The sequence below is a fragment of the Ensifer sp. LC384 genome (assembly GCF_001695865.1).
GTDB lineage: Bacteria > Pseudomonadota > Alphaproteobacteria > Rhizobiales > Rhizobiaceae > Ensifer.
In genome coordinates this window covers 43,542-60,888 of sequence record NZ_MBST01000005.1, presented here as the reverse complement: position 1 = coordinate 60,888, position 17,347 = coordinate 43,542, and the positions used below count along the sequence as shown (strand labels likewise).

Below are 17,347 nucleotides of genomic sequence, written 5' to 3'. Positions count from 1 at the left end.
TTAACGCGGCCGTCAGATTTGCATCTAAAGCGCCTGGCGCACTTTTTCGGCGTTGGCGGCCAGCACCGCACCATCTTCCATCGTGCCGGAATGCGGTTTCAGCGGAACGCCGTGGCGCCGCGGGATGACGTGGAAGTGCAGGTGGAAGACGGACTGGCCGGCAGGTGCCTCGTTGAACTGCATGATCGTTACCCCGTCGGCGTCGAAGGCGTCTTTGGCGGCAACGGCAATTTTCTGAACGGCGGTGATCAGTGCCGGCAGGCTTGCTGTGTCGGCGTCCAGCAAGTTGCGGGAGGGGGTCTTGGGGACCACGAGGATGTGGCCTTCGGCTTGCGGCATCACGTCCATGAAGGCGATGGTTGCATCGTCCTCGTAGACCCGGTGCGACGGGATCTCGCCCCGCAGGATTTTCGCGAAGATATTGTTGGTGTCGTAAACGCTCATTGTTTTTCCTCGTAGATTGGATCCGGCCAGCGCTGGAGAGCGGTTCAGTCGTCCTGGCGCTCACCTTTGCGGAAAGGACCGTGCTCTGCAAGAAACTCGGCGGTTTCCTCCACGTCCCTGCGCTCGCGAGCGAGATAGTCCGAGACCGCACGGGCGAGACCGGGATGGCTGATGTAGTGGGCCGAATGGGTCGTTACCGGCATGTAGCCGCGGGCGAGCTTGTGCTCGCCCTGCGCACCGGCTTCCACGCGCTTGAGGCCCTTCGCGATGGCGAAATCGATGGCCTGGTGATAGCAGACTTCGAAGTGCAGGAAAGGGTGGTCCTCGATGCAGCCCCAGTGGCGGCCATAAAGCGCGTCGCCGCCGATGAAGTTGATCGCGCCGGCGATATAGCGGCCGTTGCGCCGTGCCATCACCAGAACGATGTCGTCCGCCATGCGCTCGCCGATCAGCGAATAAAAGGCGCGAGTGAGATAGGGGCGCCCCCACTTGCGGCTGCCGGTGTCCATGTAGAACCCGAAGAATTGATCCCAGATCGCTTCCGTCAGATCGCTGCCGGTCAACCAGTCGATCGTGATGTCGTTTTCGAGTGCGGTGCGGCGCTCTTTCTTCAGAGCCTTGCGCTTTCGGGATGCCAGCGTCTCAAGGAAATCGCTATGGGATCCGTAACCTTCATTCAGGAAATGGAACTGCTGGTCGGTGCGATGCAGAAAGCCGGCCCGTTCGAAAACCGGCATTTCCGATTCCCGCACGAAGGTTACATGCGCAGATGAGGCATCGTGCCGTCGTGTTAGCTCCTTCAGGCCCGCCGCAAGCCCATCCTGCACGGGCGAGCCGTCTTGGCCCGTAACCGTCAGGAGCCGCGGCCCGGTTACGGGCGTGAAGGGAATGGAGCCTTGAAGTTTGGGATAATAGCGGCCGCCGGCACGCTCGAACGCATCCGCCCAGCCATGATCGAAGACATATTCGCCCTGGCTGTGGCTCTTGAGATAGCAGACGAGCGCGCCCTGAAGCTGGCCATCGGCGCTTTCCATCAGCAGGTGTTGGCCGAGCCAGCCGGTCTTGGCGGTGGCTGAGCCCGATTCCTCCAGCGCCGAGAGATAGGCATGCGAGACGAACGGGTTATAGGCGGAGCCCCGTTTCCCCTTCGCCGCGCCGGAAAGCATGTTCCAGCGCGCCGCCGGTATCTCGGAGAAGGATTGCGCTATGCGGATGGTGACGGCGTCGGACATGAGCTCAGGAAATCAATGCCTCCCGCGGGTCGAAACCCTCGAAGGTCATCTGGTCGGCATGGGTGTAGGTGTATTCTTCGGCCTGCCTGTCGCGAACGGTCCAGGTGATGATCGTACGGCCGAGCGTCCGTTCCTTGGTAATGAACGAGTTCGGCAGATGGCCGTAGTGGTAGGAGATGAAGTCGAGGCCGAGTTGCATGGCCTCCTCGTGCACGAAGAAAGTTTCCGGCCTTGCACCCTCGGCGGTCAGCCCGAGCGGGTAGGGCGCATCGAGCGCTTTCAGGTCCTTGAGCAGCCAATGGTCGAAGCTCATCAGGGCGACATGGCCCTTGTAGTCTTCGAGCGTTTCCAGGACCGCTGCGGCAAATCCCTCGTCGTCGTCCTTGCGTCCCTTGAGTTCGATGACGAGCGGCACCCGCCCTTTGACGAGCCGTAGCATCTGCGACAGCGTCGGAACCTTGTCCTTCGTCCCGCCGATGGACATCAGGCCGAGTTCGCCGGCGGTTCTCGATCGCACGTCACCCTTGATGCCGCACAACCGTTCTGTATCGTCGTCGTGAAAGACCACCGGCACGCTGTCGGCGGTGTATTGCAGATCGCATTCGATCGCAAAGCCGGCATCGAGCGCGCGGGAAAACGCCGAAAGTGTATTTTCCCACACCTGCTTGTTCATGTCGTGATAGCCGCGATGGGCGATCGGCTGAGCCTTCAGCCAGGAAATATCCGTCATGCCCGGCACCCGATCAAGCGATCTCGATGACCGCGTCGATCTCGACGGCGGCATTGAAGGGCAGGGCGGCCATGCCGACGGCAGCGCGCGCGTGCTTGCCGGCGTCACCAAGGACGTTGGCCAGAAGGTTGGAGGCACCATTGAGCACGAGGTGCTGTTCAATGAATTCGGGCGTGGAGGCGACGAAGCCGTTGATCTTGACCAGCCGGCGAATACGGCCGAGGTCGCCGCCAAGCGCGGATTTGGCCTGTGCGAGAATATTGATGGCGCAGAGTTCGGCGGCGCGCTGGGCGCCCGCGACGTCAACGTCCTTGCCCACATGCCCGGTGACGGCGATCTTTCCGCCTTCCATCGGCAGCTGTCCGGAGATGTAGAGCATCGAGCCGCTGATGACGTAGGGCACGTAGTTCGCCGCCGGGGCTGCTGCCTGGGGAAGGGTGACGCCGAGGTCCTTGAGGCGCGTTTCGATCTCTGCGGACATGGAAAGCTCCGTTGTTGTCTTTTGTGTTAAAATCCGGCATTCAGACCGGATCGCTGCGGGGCGCTGGCATTTAAATGTGGTGACGCCTCGCTTCTGCCGAAAGCTTGTTTATAGCATTGCCGGCGAGTCCAACAGGAGGAAACGGATGTTTCGTAAAGGCTTCGGTCTCGCAAGTTTGGGCAGCGCCTGCTTCGCTGTTATGACGGTTGCGGGCATCGATGCGGCAAGCGCAAGTGTCCTCGTGCCGCATCGAGCCGTCTACGATCTCGAGCTCAAGGATGCTTCCGACCGCTCGGGCATTTCCGGCATGTACGGCCGCATGGTCTACGAGTTCAACGGATCGGCTTGCGAGGGATATACGGTCAGCTTCCGCTTCGTGACGCAGGTTAATACCGGCGAAGAGACGCGCATGACCGACCAGCAGACAACCACCTACGAGGATCTGAAGACGGGCAACTTCCGTTTTCTGACCCGCTCCTTCACCGACGAAAAACTCGACAAGGAAGTGCGCGGCACGGCCCATGACGACAAGACCGGCGTCAAGGTCGAGCTGACTGCGCCGGACAAGCGTGAGGTCGAGCTGGCGGCAAGCCGGTTTCCGACCGAGCACATGGTCGAAGTCATCGATCGCGCCAAGAAAGGTGAGAGCTTCTTCGAGGCACGGATCTTCGATGGCTCCGATTCGGGTGACAAGACGCTGATCACCTCGACCTTCGTCGGCAAGTCGCGCAAGCCGACGCCCGATGAGCCGGATGCGGGCAAGGCCGGCAAGCTCGGCGCCGAGAATTATTGGCCGGTCACCATCTCCTACTTCAACGACGACAAGGGTGGCGACGCGCTGCCGATCTATCGCATGTCGTTCAAACTCTACGAAAACGGCATCACCCGCGACCTGACGATGGACTACGGCGACTTCGTGCTGAGCGGCAAGCTCGCGGATCTCGAAGTCTTCAAATCGGAAGAATGCAAGTAGTCGATATGACAAAAACAGACTTCAAGTCTTGATTTGTCGGGCAGTTGCCGGTAAGGGGCTGCCCATTCCACACGTGAGGCATGGGATGTTCCGGGAGAAATCCGGTTCGTTCCGCCGGTGGGCTTTTCGAAAGATGAGCTCGACGTCTCGCGGAGGTTCAACCGGAAAAGGAGAAAAGGCATGGCATTGCCTGATTTTAGCATGCGCCAGCTGCTTGAAGCTGGTGTTCACTTCGGCCACCAGACGCACCGCTGGAACCCGAAGATGAAGCCCTACATCTTCGGCGATCGTAACAACGTTCACATCATCGACCTCGCACAGACCGTTCCGATGCTGTCGCGCGCCCTGCAGATCGTTAGCGACACCGTCGCCAACGGCGGCCGCGTCCTGTTCGTCGGCACCAAGCGCCAGGCTTCGGAAATCATTGCTGACGCTGCCAAGCGTTCGGCCCAGTACTACGTCAACGCTCGCTGGCTCGGCGGCATGATGACCAACTGGAAGACGATTTCGAACTCGATCCAGCGCCTGCGCAAGCTCGACGAAATCCTCGCTTCGGAAGCTTCCGGCTTCACGAAGAAGGAGCGTCTGAACCTCGAGCGCGAACGCGAAAAGCTGAACCGCGCTCTCGGTGGTATCCGCGATATGGGCGGCACACCGGACCTGATGTTCATCATCGACACCAACAAGGAATCGATCGCAATCGACGAAGCCAAGCGCCTTGGCATCCCGGTTGTTGCGGTTATCGACTCCAACTGCGATCCGGACCAGATCGACTACCCGATCCCGGGCAACGACGACGCTTCGCGTGCGATCGCTCTTTACTGCGATCTCATCGCTCGTGCCGCCATCGACGGCATTGCCCGTCAGCAGGGCGCATCGGGCCGCGATCTCGGCGCATCGGCTGAAGCTATGGTCGAGCCGGCGCTCGACGAAGCCTCCGAAGCCTGATCGGACGGCGCGGCGGGCATCGGACCGCCGCACCAATCTAATGTCGGGGCGAGGCCGTTTGTGATGAAAAGTCTGAACGGCCTTGTTCTTTTCAGCGAGGGATGAAGCGGCTTGGGCCGGCGATCCGCGCCCCGGACACGACAGCGGTGGGCGCGTTCATCACGGTGTCACATACGCAAGCCATTCCCCTGCCACACCTCCTGGTGCCGCGCCACTTGCGGGCAGCGCGCCAGCCAAACAGACAAAGAGGCAAAAAGATGAGTGTAACTGCAGCAATGGTGAAGGAACTGCGCGAAAAGACCGGCGCAGGCATGATGGATTGCAAGAAGGCTCTCGCCGAAACCAACGGCGACATGGAAGCTGCGATCGACTGGCTGCGTGCCAAGGGCATCGCCAAGGCCGACAAGAAGTCGGGCCGCACGGCTGCTGAAGGCCTCATCGGTATTGTCAGCGGCGGCGTCAAGGCCGTTGTCGTCGAAATCAACTCCGAGACCGACTTCGTTGCCCGCAACGAAGCCTTCCAGGAGCTCGTTCGTGGCGTTGCCAACGTCGCGCTCGGTACCGACGGTTCTGTCGAAGCCATTGCAAACGCCAACTACCCGGCAACCGGCAAGTCGGTCGACGACACGATCAAGGACGCGATCGCCACGATCGGCGAGAACATGACGCTTCGCCGCGCAGCCCTGCTCAAGGTCGAAGACGGCGTCGTTGCCACCTACATCCACAACGCGGCCGGCGACGGCATCGGCAAGCTCGGCGTTCTCGTCGCGCTGAAGTCGGTTGGTGACAAGGAAGTTCTGTTCTCGGTCGGTCGCCAGATCGCCATGCACATTGCCGCCACCAACCCGCTGGCAATCCGCGCCGACGAAGTCGACGCCGCTGTCGCCGAGCGCGAGCGCAACGTGTTCATCGAACAGTCGCGCGCTTCGGGCAAGCCGGACAACATCATCGAAAAGATGGTCGAAGGCCGTATGCGCAAGTTCTTCGAAGAGGTCGCCCTGCTGTCGCAGGCCTTCGTCATGAACCCGGAAATCACCGTCGGCCAGGCCGTCAAGGATGCTGAAAAGCTCGCTGGCGCCCCGATCGAAGTGACCGGCATGGCGCGTCTTCTGCTCGGCGAAGGCGTCGAGAAGGAAGAATCGGACTTTGCAGCCGAAGTTGCGGCTGTCGCCAAGGGCTGATTTCTTCACCCTTGTTTGGAAAACCGTGGGGCATCGCGTGACAACGCGGTGCCCTTCGTGTATCCGGCTTCGTCAATGCGCCGGACCCGCCGGAAAATGCTCCGCAGCGGTTGAAACCGGGTAGCGCAATATGTCCTTATACGCAGCGCGCCTTTTCGCGTGCACGCGTACCGATCTGTTCAGGAGCGATGATGCCGGCCGAGCCAATCTACAAGCGTGTTCTACTCAAAGCTTCCGGTGAAGCCCTGATGGGAAGCCAGGGCTTCGGCATCGATGTGGCGGTTGCCGACCGCATTGCCGCCGATATTGCCGAAGCACGCGCCATGGGCGTCGAAGTGGGCGTCGTCGTCGGCGGTGGCAACATCTTCCGCGGCGTCGCCGTTGCCTCCAAGGGCGGCGACCGGGTGACCGGCGACCACATGGGCATGCTGGCAACCGTCATCAACGCGCTGGCGTTGGCGACGTCTCTGCGCAAGCTCGACATCGACACCGTGGTGCTCTCGGCAATCGCGATGCCGGAAATCTGCGAGAGCTTCTCGCAGCGTGCAACGCTCCACCATCTGTCGCTCGGACGCGTGGTGATCTTTGCAGGCGGGACGGGCAATCCGTTCTTCACGACCGATTCTGCAGCCGCCCTGCGCGCAGCCGAAATGGGCGCTCAGGCGATCTTCAAGGGTACACAGGTCGACGGCATCTATTCAGCCGATCCGAAGAAGGATCCGACGGCCACGCGCTTCGACCGCCTGACCCATAGTGCGGTCCTGGAAAAGGGCCTCGCGGTGATGGACGTGGCGGCAGTGGCGCTCGCGCGCGAGAACGCCATTCCGATCGTGGTCTTCTCGATCCACGAAAAGGGCGGCTTCACCGAAATATTGACCGGTGGCGGCCGCGCCACCATCGTCACAGACAATTAAGAGCTGCAAGACGGCTATCTGCGGATGAAAGACAGAACGGGAGTTTCCAACCATGAGTGAAGGTGTAGACCTGAAGGAACTGAAGCGTCGCATGGACGGCGCTATCTCCGCATTCAAGAGCGATATTGCATCGCTGCGCACCGGCCGCGCGTCGGCAAATGTTCTCGACCCGGTGACCGTTGAAGCTTACGGCTCGCGCGTTCCGCTCAATCAGGTGGCAAACATCACCGTTCCGGAACCGCGCATGTTGTCCGTTTCGGTCTGGGACAAGCAGATGGTCGGCGCCGTCGATCGCGGCATCCGCGAATCGAACCTCGGCCTGAACCCGATCATCGACGGCCAGAATTTGCGCATTCCGCTGCCGGAACTCAACGAAGAGCGCCGCAAGTCGCTGGTCAAGGTTGCGCACGACTATGCCGAGAAGGCCAAGGTCGCCGTCCGCCACGTTCGCCGTGATGGCATGGACGACCTGAAAAAAGCCGAAAAGGATGGCGACATCGGGCAGGATATCAGCCGTGCTCAGTCCGAGCGGGTGCAAAAGATGACCGATGAAACGATTTCCGATATCGACCGCTTGCTCGCCGATAAGGAAAAGGAAATCATGCAGGTCTGATCTGCTCTTGATCCTGAGTCTCCTTTCGCGGACGCCTTATGCAAAAACTCATCCCGATCACCGTTCCGGAACACGTTGCCATCATCATGGATGGCAACGGGCGCTGGGCGAACGCGCGCGGACTGCCGCGCACGATGGGACACCGCAAAGGTGTTGAAGCGGTGCGTGATGCGGTGAAGACGGCAGCCGAAGCGGGTGTCCGCTACCTCACGCTTTTTGCGTTCTCGTCCGAAAACTGGAACAGGCCGCAGGCCGAGGTGACGGATCTGATGGGCTTGCTCAAAGCCTTCATTCGCCGTGATCTTGCCGATTTGCACCGCGAGAATGTTCGCATCCGGATCATCGGGGAGCGATCGAATCTGCGCGGCGATATCCTGCCGCTACTGATCGAGGCCGAGGAGACGACGAGTGCGAACACCGGCATCACGCTGGTGATCGCCTTCAACTACGGTGCGCGTGACGAGCTGACGCGCGCCATGCGGCGCCTGGCAACCGATGTCGCCGAGGGCCGTCTGCGGCCAGAGGACATCACGCCGGAACGCATCGCCGCATCGCTCGATACGGCGGGTATTCCCGATCCGGATCTCATTCTTCGCACCAGCGGCGAGGAGCGGCTTTCAAACTTTCTTCTTTGGCAGGGCGCCTATTCGGAACTGCTGTTCGTTCCGGAGCTTTGGCCAGACTTCACGCGTGAGACGTTTCTGTCGGCGCTCGAGAAATTCGCCTGCCGCGAGCGTCGCTTCGGCGGTCTGGCGCAGCCGACGTTAGCGGTTGGTTCGTAATGCAAACAGAACTCAAGCTTCGCATCGCTTCGGGAGTGGTGCTCGCGGCGGTAGCCCTCGGTGCGACCTGGTTCGGTGGCTTGGCCTTCCAGCTGCTTTCGGTTCTGATCGCGCTGCTCGTCTATTACGAATGGTCGACGATTACCGGTCTTCCGGAACGCGATTTTCAGGGAAACGCTTTCGGTTGGCTGTCGCTGGCGACAATCGCGGCGCTCATTCTTCTCGGTTACATTGGCTACAGTCTGCCGGCCCTGCTCATTGCCGTCGTTGTCGCAGTGCTTTGGGTATCGCTCAAGAAGGGCAGCTGGTGGTTGCCTGGCGGCATCGTCTACGCAGGATTGACCGGCATCTCGCTGGCGGCCCTGCGCGGGATTGATCAGGCCGGCCTGATTGCGACCTTGTTCGTCTTCGCGGTCGTTTGGGGAACCGATATTCTTGCCTACTTCGTTGGCCGAGCGATCGGGGGACCCAAGCTCGCGCCGCGTATTTCGCCCGGCAAGACCTGGTCGGGCGCCATTGGCGGGACGATTTCAGGTATTTTGGCAGGCACTGCCGTTTTTATGGCATATTTTCCGCTGCAAGATCTGCGTGTCCCAGCGGTGGCGTTGGTTCTCTCCGTCGCGAGCCAGATCGGAGACCTCTTCGAATCCTTCATAAAGCGCCGATTTGGCGTCAAGGATTCGAGCCATCTCATTCCTGGGCATGGTGGGGTCATGGATCGGGTCGATGGTCTGATATTCGCCTGCATCGCCACGCTGGTCTTGGTCCTGGTACAGTATATCCTCAGCGAGGGGCGTCAGATCGCCTTTGGGTCGGTCCTCCTCGGCCTGTAATGCTGCCGGCAGGCACTTAAGGAAAACTCATGTCGTATCTGCTTGATGCCCTGCAATTCGTGACCGGTTACATCGTTCCCTTCCTGTTGGTGCTGACCCTTTTGGTCTTCGTGCACGAAATGGGACACTACCTCGTTGGCCGCTGGTCGGGCATTCGGATCCTTGCATTCTCGGTCGGTTTCGGGCCGGAACTGCTCGGATGGACCGATAAGCGTGGCACCCGGTGGAAATTCTGCGCCGTACCGCTTGGCGGCTACGTCAAGTTCTATGGCGATGAAGACGCGGCCAGCACGCCGGATTACAAGCGGTTGGAGGCGATCTCGCCGGAAGAACGGTCGCGGACCTTCCTGGGGGCCAAGCTGTGGAAGCGTGCGGCGACAGTTGCCGCGGGCCCGATCGCCAACTTCATCCTTGCCATCGCCATTTTTGCCGTTCTGTTCGCCGTTTACGGACGTTCGGTGGCGGACCCGGTCGTCGCTCAGGTGAAGGAGAACAGTGCTGCCGACAAGGCTGGCATTCTTCCGCGTGATCGGCTGATCGCCATTGACGGAACGCCGGTCGCGACCTTCGACGATGTGCGCCGCTATGTGAGCGTTCGGCCCGAGCTGGAGATCAAGATCCGGATCGAGCGTGACGGTGCATTTCTGGATCTTCCCATGGTACCCGAACGGACCGAAATATCGGACCAGTTCGGCAACAAGATGGAGGTCGGAATCATCGGTATCGTCACCGACCAGGATGCCGGCAATTTCCGTCTTGTTACCTACGGGCCGATCGAAGCCATCGGGCAGGGTGCGCTGCAAAGCTGGCACATCGTCACCGGCACATTCGACTATCTGGCGAATCTGGTAACGGGGCGTATGAAGGCGGATCAGCTGGGCGGTCCTATTCGTGTCGCCCAGGCTTCGGGCCAAATGGCGACGCTGGGTGTGGCTGCCGTGCTGCAGCTTGCAGCTGTCCTGTCAGTTTCCATAGGATTGCTTAACCTCATGCCCGTTCCGGTGCTTGATGGCGGCCACCTGATGTTCTATGCGGTTGAGGCCTTGCGCGGAAAGCCGGTTGGAGCTGCCGCGCAGGATGTCGCTTATCGGATCGGCTTTGCCATGGTGCTCATGCTCATGGTTTTTGCGACCTGGAACGACATTTCGATGTTCTTCGGCTAGCGTTCGGCCGCGGAGCGTTCAGAGGGAACGACGACCGATACTGTGAACGATTGGGTTTCAATGGCTTGTGCAGCAAGGATTTGTTTACGATAAGTCGAATCTGTAGTGGCCGTTAAGCCACGGTTCGAATTGAAGTAAACAGAAATTAACGAGCTGGCTTGCTTGTATGGGAAAAGCGGGTAAAACGGCAACCGTGACCGGAGTCGGCACGAAATTGCCGCGCGACGTTGGGAAAAGGTAAGATTTGAACATGAAAGCTGGTTCAAGGTTTTTGAACGCGGTGTCGGCGTTTGCGCTGTCCACGAGTATGGTGGTTTCTGGCGCTGGTGTTGGGTTGCTCGCAGGCGCTTCCGTCGCAGAGGCCGCGACCATCAGTCGTGTTGAAGTCCGCGGTGCCACGCGCGTCAGCGCTGAAACGGTGCGTGCGAACATCACGATTGTTCCAGGTAAGAGCTTCAGCAACGCAGATATCGATGCTTCCGTGAAGCGTCTTTACGCGACTGGCTATTTCTCCGACGTCAGCATTAATGTTGCGGGCGGTACGCTTGTCGTAACCGTCAGCGAGAATCAGTTGATCAACCAGGTTGTTTTCAACGGCAACCGCAAGATCAAGGATGACAAGCTTCAGGGCATCGTCCGCACACAGCCGCTCGGCCCCTATAGTGAGGCGACCGTTGAAACGGATATCCAGTCGATCAAGGACGCTTACGCAGCGATCGGTCGCAGCGATATCACTGTGACGACTCAGGTTGTTCCGATAGCTGAGGGTCGCGTCAATCTTGCTTTCGTCATCAATGAAGGCGAGCGCACCAAGATTTCGCAGATCAATTTCGTCGGCAACGAAGCCTACAGCGATGGCCGTCTGCAATCCATCATTGCAACCAAAGAATCGGGCATCTTCTCGTTCCTGACCCGCAAGGACGTCTACAATCCGGACAAGCTGCGCGCGGACGAAGAGCTGCTGCGCCAGTTCTACTACAACCGCGGTTACGCCGACTTCCAGGTCATCTCGTCCGAAGCCTCTCTCAACGAGGCGACCAACGAATACACGGTGACGATCACTGTCGAGGAAGGTCCACGCTACGATTTCGGTGCGGTGACTGTCGAATCGACGGTTGAAGGTGTGGATGCCGAATCGCTGAAGGGCGTCGTTCTTAGCCGCGAAGGCTCGGTCTATAAGGCCAAGGACATTCAGGAAACGATGAGCGAGATCTCGAAGCGCGTCGCTTCGGCTGGCTACCCGTTTGCCCGCGTAACGCCGCGCGGTAACCGTGACCTGGGCAACCATACGATTGCCGTCGACTACCTCGTCGACCAGGGTGAGCGGGCATACGTCGAGCGCATCGAAATTCGCGGTAACACCCGCACCCGCGACTACGTCATCCGCCGCGAGTTCGACATGGGCGAAGGCGATGCCTTCAACCAGGAAATGATTGCGCGCGCCAAACGTCGCCTTGAGGCTCTGGGCTACTTCTCGACTGTCAATGTCTCGACGGCTCCGGGCAGCGCTGCCGACCGCGTCGTGGTTATCGTTGACGTACAGGATCAGTCGACCGGTTCGTTTGGTATCGGTGCTGGCTACTCTGCTGGCAGCGGCGGCGGCTTCCTTGTCGAAGCTTCGATCGAGGAAAAGAACTTCCTGGGTCGCGGCCAGTACATCCGCTTGGCTGCAGGGCGCGGTGATGAGAGCCGTACCTACAACGTTTCGTTCACCGAGCCGTATTTCCTCGGCTACCGTCTGGCCGCCGGCTTCGACGTCTTCAAGAACGAAAATGATTTTGATGACGAAAACTACAGCTATGAGGATCAAGGCTTCAGCCTGCGCATAGCGGCGCCGATTACCGAAAACCTGTCGACCACGCTGCGCTATAACTTCACGCAGTTCGACTATAGCGGTAATGTTGCCGAGCTGTCATCGCCTTACGTCCGGGCGGTTGAAGGTGGCAACTGGGTCCGTTCGTCGGTATCGCAGTCGATCACCTATAACACGCTCGATGATGCGCAACTGCCGCATGATGGTATCTTGGCGACGTTTACGCATGAGTTCGCGGGCCTTGGTGGAGACTCTGATTTCTATAAGATGACGGGTAAGGCCAAGTGGTATTACACCGTGAACGACGAGGCAGACATCATTACTTCGCTCGCTGGTAGCGCTGGTCATATCTTCGAGACCGGCAGTGACCTGCAGGTCTTTGACCAGTTCCAGCTCGGCAGTAACGATATTCGCGGCTTCGAGCGCAATGGTATCGGTCCGCGCGACCAAGCAACGGGCGATGCACTTGGTGGCACCACCTATTTCACGGCTTCAGCCGAAGCGACGTTCCCGCTGCCGGGCATTCCGCGTGACAGTGGCTTCCGCGGTGCGGTCTTCGCCGATGCGGGCACGCTCTATAGCAACAAGGTCGCGATGCTTCCCTCTGAAACGGTACAGGGTAACGACTCCTCGCTGCGCGCATCGGTGGGTATCGGCTTGATCTGGGCTTCGCCGTTCGGTCCGCTGCGTGTCGACTACGCTTGGCCGATCGCGAAGGAAGATTTCGACAAGGTTCAGAACCTGAAGTTCGGTATTTCCTCGTCGTTCTGATAAAGAAGCAGTCCAGAACTGCCGAAAGTAGATTGTTCTGGAGTGTCCATGGAACAGAACTGGTTTTTTCCGCCCCATCAAGGGATTCGTCTGGGTGACCTTGCGAATCAAATTGGGGCGGAGCTCAACGATGGCGCGGCGGCCGATCGCGCTATCCATTCGGTAGCACCCGTCAACCGGGCAAAGCCCGGCGATGTCTGCTACATGCTTTCGCGCAAATACCGCGCCGAGTTGGAAAGCTGCCAGGCGTCCGCTATCATCTGCGATAAGACGATCGCTCCGCTCGTCCCGCCTCATATCCCCATTCTCTTGACTGCAAGGCCGCATACGGCCTTTGCGCTCGCAGGTACGCTGTTGCACGAGGTGGCAATGCGCCCGTCGCGCAACACCAGCCTCGGCGGTGTCTCGCCGGCTGCCTTCGTCGATCCGACGGCCCGCCTTGAAGAGGGGGTTGAAGTCGAGCCGATGGCAGTGATTGGGGCCGGCGCCGAAATAGGCAGCGGAACGAGAATTGCCGCGGGTGTCGTTATCGGGCCAGGCGTTCGCATTGGCCGAGACTGCACGATCGCGGCGGGCGCAAGCGTTCTCTGTGCCCTTGTCGGCAATAGCGTCATCATTCACCCGGGTGCCCGGATCGGCCAGGATGGGTTCGGCTACGCGCCAGGCCCCAAGGGTGGAATGATCAAGATCGTTCAGGTCGGACGCGTGATCATCCAGGACCATGTCGAGATCGGTGCAAACACGACGATCGACCGTGGCACGATGGATGATACGGTCATCGGCGAAGGCACGAAGATCGACAACCTTGTACAGATCGGCCACAACGTCCGAATCGGCCGTTATTGCGGCATCGTCAGCCAGGTCGGTATCGCCGGCAGCACCAGGATTGGTGATGGCGTGATGATCGGCGGTGGCAGCGGCGTCAACGGTCACATCACCGTGGGCGACGGTGTCCAGATTGCCGCGATGAGCGGCGTTGCAAGCGACGTCCCAGCGGGCGAACGCTATGGCGGTATTCCAGCGCGCCCCATGCGCGATTTCCTGCGCGATGTCGCCGAAATGGCCCTGCGCGCAAGTGACAGACAGAAAAAGAAGGGTGGCACGAATGAGTGAGGCGGCAACGGTTCTCGGTACGGCGGATATTCAGGAGATCCTGAAGCTTCTCCCGCATCGCTACCCCTTCCTGCTCGTCGACCGGATCATCGAGATCGACGGTGACAATTCGGCGATCGGCATCAAGAACGTCTCGGCGAATGAGCCGCACTTTACCGGCCATTTCCCGGAAAAGCCGATCATGCCGGGTGTCCTCTTGATTGAAGGCATGGCACAGACGGCGGGCGCGATCTGCGCGCGCAAGACCGCTTCGGGCACCAACCTCGTCTACTTCATGACCATCGACAATGCGCGTTTCCGCAAGCCGGTTGTGCCGGGCGACCGTGTCGAGTTCCATGTCGTGAAGCAGAAACAGCGCGGCAATATCTGGAAGTTTCACTGTGACGCAAAAGTTGACGGGCAACTTGTCGCGGAAGCTGATATCGGCGCGATGATAGTCAGCACGGAAGACGCTTGAACATGATTGCAGCAACAGCGAAGATCCACCCGTCCTCGATCATCGAAGATGGGGCGGTCATCGGCGAAAACGTCAAAATCGGCCCGTTTTGCTACATCGGGCCGAAAGTCGTTCTCGGCGACGATATGGAACTCATGAGCCACGTCGTCGTCGCCGGCCGCACGACGGTCGGCAAGGGCTCCAAGATTTTCCCGAATGCCGTCATTGGCGGAGATTCGCAAAGCGTGCATCACAGCACGGTCGACACCACGCTGCAGATCGGTGAAAACTGCACCATCCGCGAAGGTGTGACGATGAATGCGGGAACCGTCGAATATGGCGGCGCCACGATCGTCGGCAACAACAATCTGTTCCTCGCCTATTCGCATGTGGCGCATGATTGCCGCCTCGGCAACAACATCATCATGTCGAACAACGTGCTGCTGGCCGGCCATGTGACGATCGAGGACCGTGCGATCCTCGGCGGCGGCTGTGCCGTGCACCAGTTCACACGCATCGGGCGGCAGGCGTTCATCGGCGGTCTCTCTGCCGTAAGCTACGACGTCATTCCCTATGGCATGCTCAACGGCAATCCCGGCGTTCTGAGCGGGCTTAACGTGGTCGGCATGACCCGGGCGGGCATCGAGCGTGCGACGATCCACGTGGTTCGCCGCGCCTACAAGCAGATCTTCGAAGGGCCGGAATCGGTTCGCGCCAATGCGGCCGCCATTCGCGCGGACTATGCCGACTGCGCGCCGGTTATCGAGATCCTCGACTTTATCGCTGCAGAAAGCGACAGAGCACTGTCGTCGCCAAGTCGCGGCAAGGCCTGATCGTGATGTCGGCTACGGCGAGCCGCGCGGCAAATGGCGGCCGGCTCGCGATCATCGCCGGTGGCGGAGCGCTGCCCCATCATGTAGCCGAGGCCGTTCGGGCCCGTGGAGAAGACCCTTTTGTCATTGCGCTTTCGCGCGAAGCGGAAGAGAGCGATTGGATCGGATTCGATCACTCCGTACTTGCCATTGGCGATTTCTCCGGCATTAGCCGCACATTCAAGGAAGAAGGCATCGATCGCGTCGTGCTTTCGGGCTGGGTGCGTCGCCGGCCGGAATGGCGCGATATCCGCCCGACACTGAAAACGCTTGCCAGGGTGCCGAGCGTTTTGAAGACGCTGGTGTCCGGTGGCGACGACGCTGTTCTGCGCATGGCCATGCAACTCATCGAAGCAAGTGGCGCCCACGTGATCGGCGTGCATGAGGTCGTTCCGAACCTTCTGGCAGATCCAGGGCCGATTGGCGCTCTCGCACCATCGGTCGACGACAGGCGGGACGTAGAGGCCGGTATTGCTGCTGCCAACGCGCTTGGCGAACTCGACGTGGGGCAGGGCGCGGTCGCCGTCGGCGGTCGCGTGGTGGCGCTGGAGGGCGCCGAGGGCACCGATGCCATGCTGCAGCGCGTGGCAACGCTCAAGATGGAAGGACGCGTCTCTGCGCGTCGTCGTGGCGTCCTGGTCAAGCTCTGCAAGCCGGGGCAGGATTTGCGCGCGGATCTGCCATCGATCGGTCCGTCCACGGTTGCGGGCGCGGCGGCAGCCGGGCTGGCTGGGATTGCCGTCGAAGCCGGACGTGCCCTGGTGCTCGAGCGTTCGGAGGTGATCGAGGCTGCCGACCGGGCAGGGCTGTTCGTCATGGGTGTCGAGCGCAGCGACTACCGGGGCAGGGCATGAGCGGACGGGGCTACAAGCTGGCAGTGATTGCCGGCGAGGTATCGGGTGATTTGCTTGGAGCAGATCTGGTGCGGGCACTGCGTGTCCAGTGCGGCCGTGATGTCGAGCTTGTCGGCGTCGGCGGCGATGGTCTGGAGGCCGAAGGTCTGAGGTCGCTGTTCGATTATTCCGAACTGTCGATCATGGGCTTTTCACAGGTGCTGGCACGCCTGCCTAAGTTGATTCTGCGTATCCGCCAGACGGCGAATGCCATTATCGCTGCGCGCCCCGATGCCCTGCTGATCATTGACAGTCCGGATTTCACCCATCGTGTCGCGCGTCGCGTTCGCGCCGCCCTGCCGGATCTGCCTGTCATCAACTACGTCTGCCCGAGTGTGTGGGCCTGGAAACCGGAACGGGCGCCGCGCATGCGCAGCTACGTCGACCATGTTCTGGCGGTGTTGCCGTTCGAGCCCGAGACCATGCGCAAGCTTGAGGGGCCGCCGACGACCTACATTGGTCATCGGCTTGCCTCGGATGCCAATGTGCTTGCCGTCCGCGCCAGTCGGCGCGAAAGACTGAGCGACGTCAGCGGTAACGTGGTTTCCACCTGCATGCTGCTGCCGGGATCGCGTTCCAGCGAAGTCGGGCGGCTTCTGCCGATCTTTGGACAGATGGTCGAGGAGCTTGCCAACCGGCATCCCGGCGTGCGCTTCCTGTTGCCGACGGTTCCACGCCAGGAAAAACTGGTACGCGAAATCACGGCCGGCTGGACCGTTCAGCCGGAAATATCGGTGGGAGCCGCCGAAAAATGGGCCGCCTTCGACAAGGCGGATGCCGCGATTGCGGCGTCGGGAACAGTTATTCTGGAGCTAGCGCTGGCCGGCGTTCCCGTCGTTTCCACCTATGATGCCGACTGGCTTGTGCGGTTGCTGCACAACCGCATCCGTATCTGGAGCGGGGCGCTCCCCAATCTGATCGCCGACTTCCCGATCGTGCCGGAGTATTTCAACCAGAGCATCCGCCCGGGTGCCTTGACCCGCTGGGTCGAGCGGCTGTCGAGCGAGACGGCCCAGCGCGCGTCGATGCTCGACGGCTACGCGCTCGTGCAGCAGCGCATGGCAACCAGTCGACCGCCCGGCGAACTAGGCGCCGAGATCGTCCTCTCTTACCTGCAAAACAAAAGGCCCGGTCATCTCTGACCGGGCCTTTCTC

General features: G+C 60.4%; 18 protein-coding genes. 14 read left to right on the top strand and 4 right to left on the bottom strand.

Annotated elements, in window-relative coordinates; genetic code table 11:
- Positions 1-24: 24 nt before the first annotated feature.
- From BC363_RS06780 to BC363_RS06765, 4 genes are read right to left on the bottom strand one after another with little or no spacing between them, the layout of a single operon-like run.
- Positions 25-444 carry an HIT family protein gene (locus BC363_RS06780; RefSeq protein WP_065781208.1) on the bottom strand — a complete coding sequence of 140 codons (420 nt, stop codon included), beginning with the start codon at positions 442-444 and terminating at the stop codon, positions 25-27.
- A gap of 44 nt (positions 445-488) precedes the next feature.
- Positions 489-1,676, bottom strand: coding sequence for a GNAT family N-acetyltransferase (locus tag BC363_RS06775; protein ID WP_065781207.1), 1,188 nt, complete (start codon positions 1,674-1,676; stop codon positions 489-491).
- Between the two features lie 4 nt (positions 1,677-1,680).
- Positions 1,681-2,406, bottom strand: a complete 726-nt coding sequence (locus BC363_RS06770) for a glycerophosphodiester phosphodiesterase (RefSeq protein WP_065781206.1) — start codon at positions 2,404-2,406, stop codon at positions 1,681-1,683.
- A 13-nt stretch (positions 2,407-2,419) separates the two neighbouring features.
- A complete protein-coding gene (locus BC363_RS06765; RefSeq protein WP_025426816.1) occupies positions 2,420-2,887 on the bottom strand; it encodes a RidA family protein in 468 nt (155 codons plus the stop codon).
- Positions 2,888-3,032: 145 nt separating this feature from the next.
- Between BC363_RS06765 and BC363_RS06760 the strand changes: the two genes are divergently transcribed.
- The 14 genes from BC363_RS06760 to lpxB all read left to right on the top strand — a co-directional run bounded on the left by BC363_RS06760 (position 3,033) and on the right by lpxB (position 17,334).
- Complete coding sequence (locus tag BC363_RS06760) at positions 3,033-3,860, top strand: cell envelope integrity EipB family protein (protein ID WP_065781205.1); 828 nt, start codon at positions 3,033-3,035, stop codon at positions 3,858-3,860.
- A 180-nt stretch (positions 3,861-4,040) separates the two neighbouring features.
- Positions 4,041-4,808 carry a 30S ribosomal protein S2 gene (gene rpsB, locus BC363_RS06755; RefSeq protein ID WP_053247295.1) on the top strand — a complete coding sequence of 256 codons (768 nt, stop codon included), beginning with the start codon at positions 4,041-4,043 and terminating at the stop codon, positions 4,806-4,808.
- 257 nt (positions 4,809-5,065) lie between these two features.
- Positions 5,066-5,989, top strand: coding sequence for a translation elongation factor Ts (tsf, locus tag BC363_RS06750; RefSeq protein WP_065781204.1), 924 nt, complete (start codon positions 5,066-5,068; stop codon positions 5,987-5,989).
- Between the two features lie 191 nt (positions 5,990-6,180).
- On the top strand, positions 6,181-6,903 hold the full coding sequence (gene pyrH / locus BC363_RS06745) for a UMP kinase (protein WP_065781306.1): 723 nt from the start codon (positions 6,181-6,183) through the stop codon (positions 6,901-6,903).
- Between the two features lie 52 nt (positions 6,904-6,955).
- Positions 6,956-7,516 (top strand): ribosome recycling factor, encoded by a 561-nt coding sequence (gene frr, locus BC363_RS06740; protein ID WP_065781203.1) that lies wholly within the window; start codon positions 6,956-6,958, stop codon positions 7,514-7,516.
- 38 nt (positions 7,517-7,554) lie between these two features.
- Positions 7,555-8,298 carry an isoprenyl transferase gene (locus BC363_RS06735; RefSeq protein ID WP_065781202.1) on the top strand — a complete coding sequence of 248 codons (744 nt, stop codon included), beginning with the start codon at positions 7,555-7,557 and terminating at the stop codon, positions 8,296-8,298.
- Positions 8,298-9,131 (top strand): phosphatidate cytidylyltransferase, encoded by an 834-nt coding sequence (locus BC363_RS06730; protein WP_065781201.1) that lies wholly within the window; start codon positions 8,298-8,300, stop codon positions 9,129-9,131. Before BC363_RS06735 ends, BC363_RS06730 begins: the two co-directional genes overlap by 1 nt.
- A 29-nt stretch (positions 9,132-9,160) precedes the next feature.
- Positions 9,161-10,294, top strand: coding sequence for an RIP metalloprotease RseP (gene rseP, locus BC363_RS06725; RefSeq protein ID WP_065781200.1), 1,134 nt, complete (start codon positions 9,161-9,163; stop codon positions 10,292-10,294).
- Between the two features lie 250 nt (positions 10,295-10,544).
- Complete coding sequence (gene bamA, locus BC363_RS06720) at positions 10,545-12,878, top strand: outer membrane protein assembly factor BamA (protein WP_065781199.1); 2,334 nt, start codon at positions 10,545-10,547, stop codon at positions 12,876-12,878.
- A 48-nt stretch (positions 12,879-12,926) separates the two neighbouring features.
- Positions 12,927-13,991 carry a UDP-3-O-(3-hydroxymyristoyl)glucosamine N-acyltransferase gene (lpxD, locus tag BC363_RS06715; protein ID WP_065781198.1) on the top strand — a complete coding sequence of 355 codons (1,065 nt, stop codon included), beginning with the start codon at positions 12,927-12,929 and terminating at the stop codon, positions 13,989-13,991.
- Positions 13,984-14,448, top strand: a complete 465-nt coding sequence (gene fabZ, locus BC363_RS06710) for a 3-hydroxyacyl-ACP dehydratase FabZ (protein ID WP_025426827.1) — start codon at positions 13,984-13,986, stop codon at positions 14,446-14,448. The genes lpxD and fabZ overlap by 8 nt, the downstream gene beginning before the upstream one ends.
- Positions 14,445-15,260 carry an acyl-ACP--UDP-N-acetylglucosamine O-acyltransferase gene (gene lpxA, locus BC363_RS06705; RefSeq protein WP_065781197.1) on the top strand — a complete coding sequence of 272 codons (816 nt, stop codon included), beginning with the start codon at positions 14,445-14,447 and terminating at the stop codon, positions 15,258-15,260. The genes fabZ and lpxA overlap by 4 nt, the downstream gene beginning before the upstream one ends.
- 5 nt (positions 15,261-15,265) lie before the next feature.
- Complete coding sequence (locus BC363_RS06700; RefSeq protein ID WP_065781196.1) at positions 15,266-16,153, top strand: LpxI family protein; 888 nt, start codon at positions 15,266-15,268, stop codon at positions 16,151-16,153.
- Positions 16,150-17,334 carry a lipid-A-disaccharide synthase gene (gene lpxB, locus BC363_RS06695; protein WP_065781195.1) on the top strand — a complete coding sequence of 395 codons (1,185 nt, stop codon included), beginning with the start codon at positions 16,150-16,152 and terminating at the stop codon, positions 17,332-17,334. The genes BC363_RS06700 and lpxB overlap by 4 nt, the downstream gene beginning before the upstream one ends.
- The last annotated feature ends 13 nt before the right edge of the window (positions 17,335-17,347 follow it).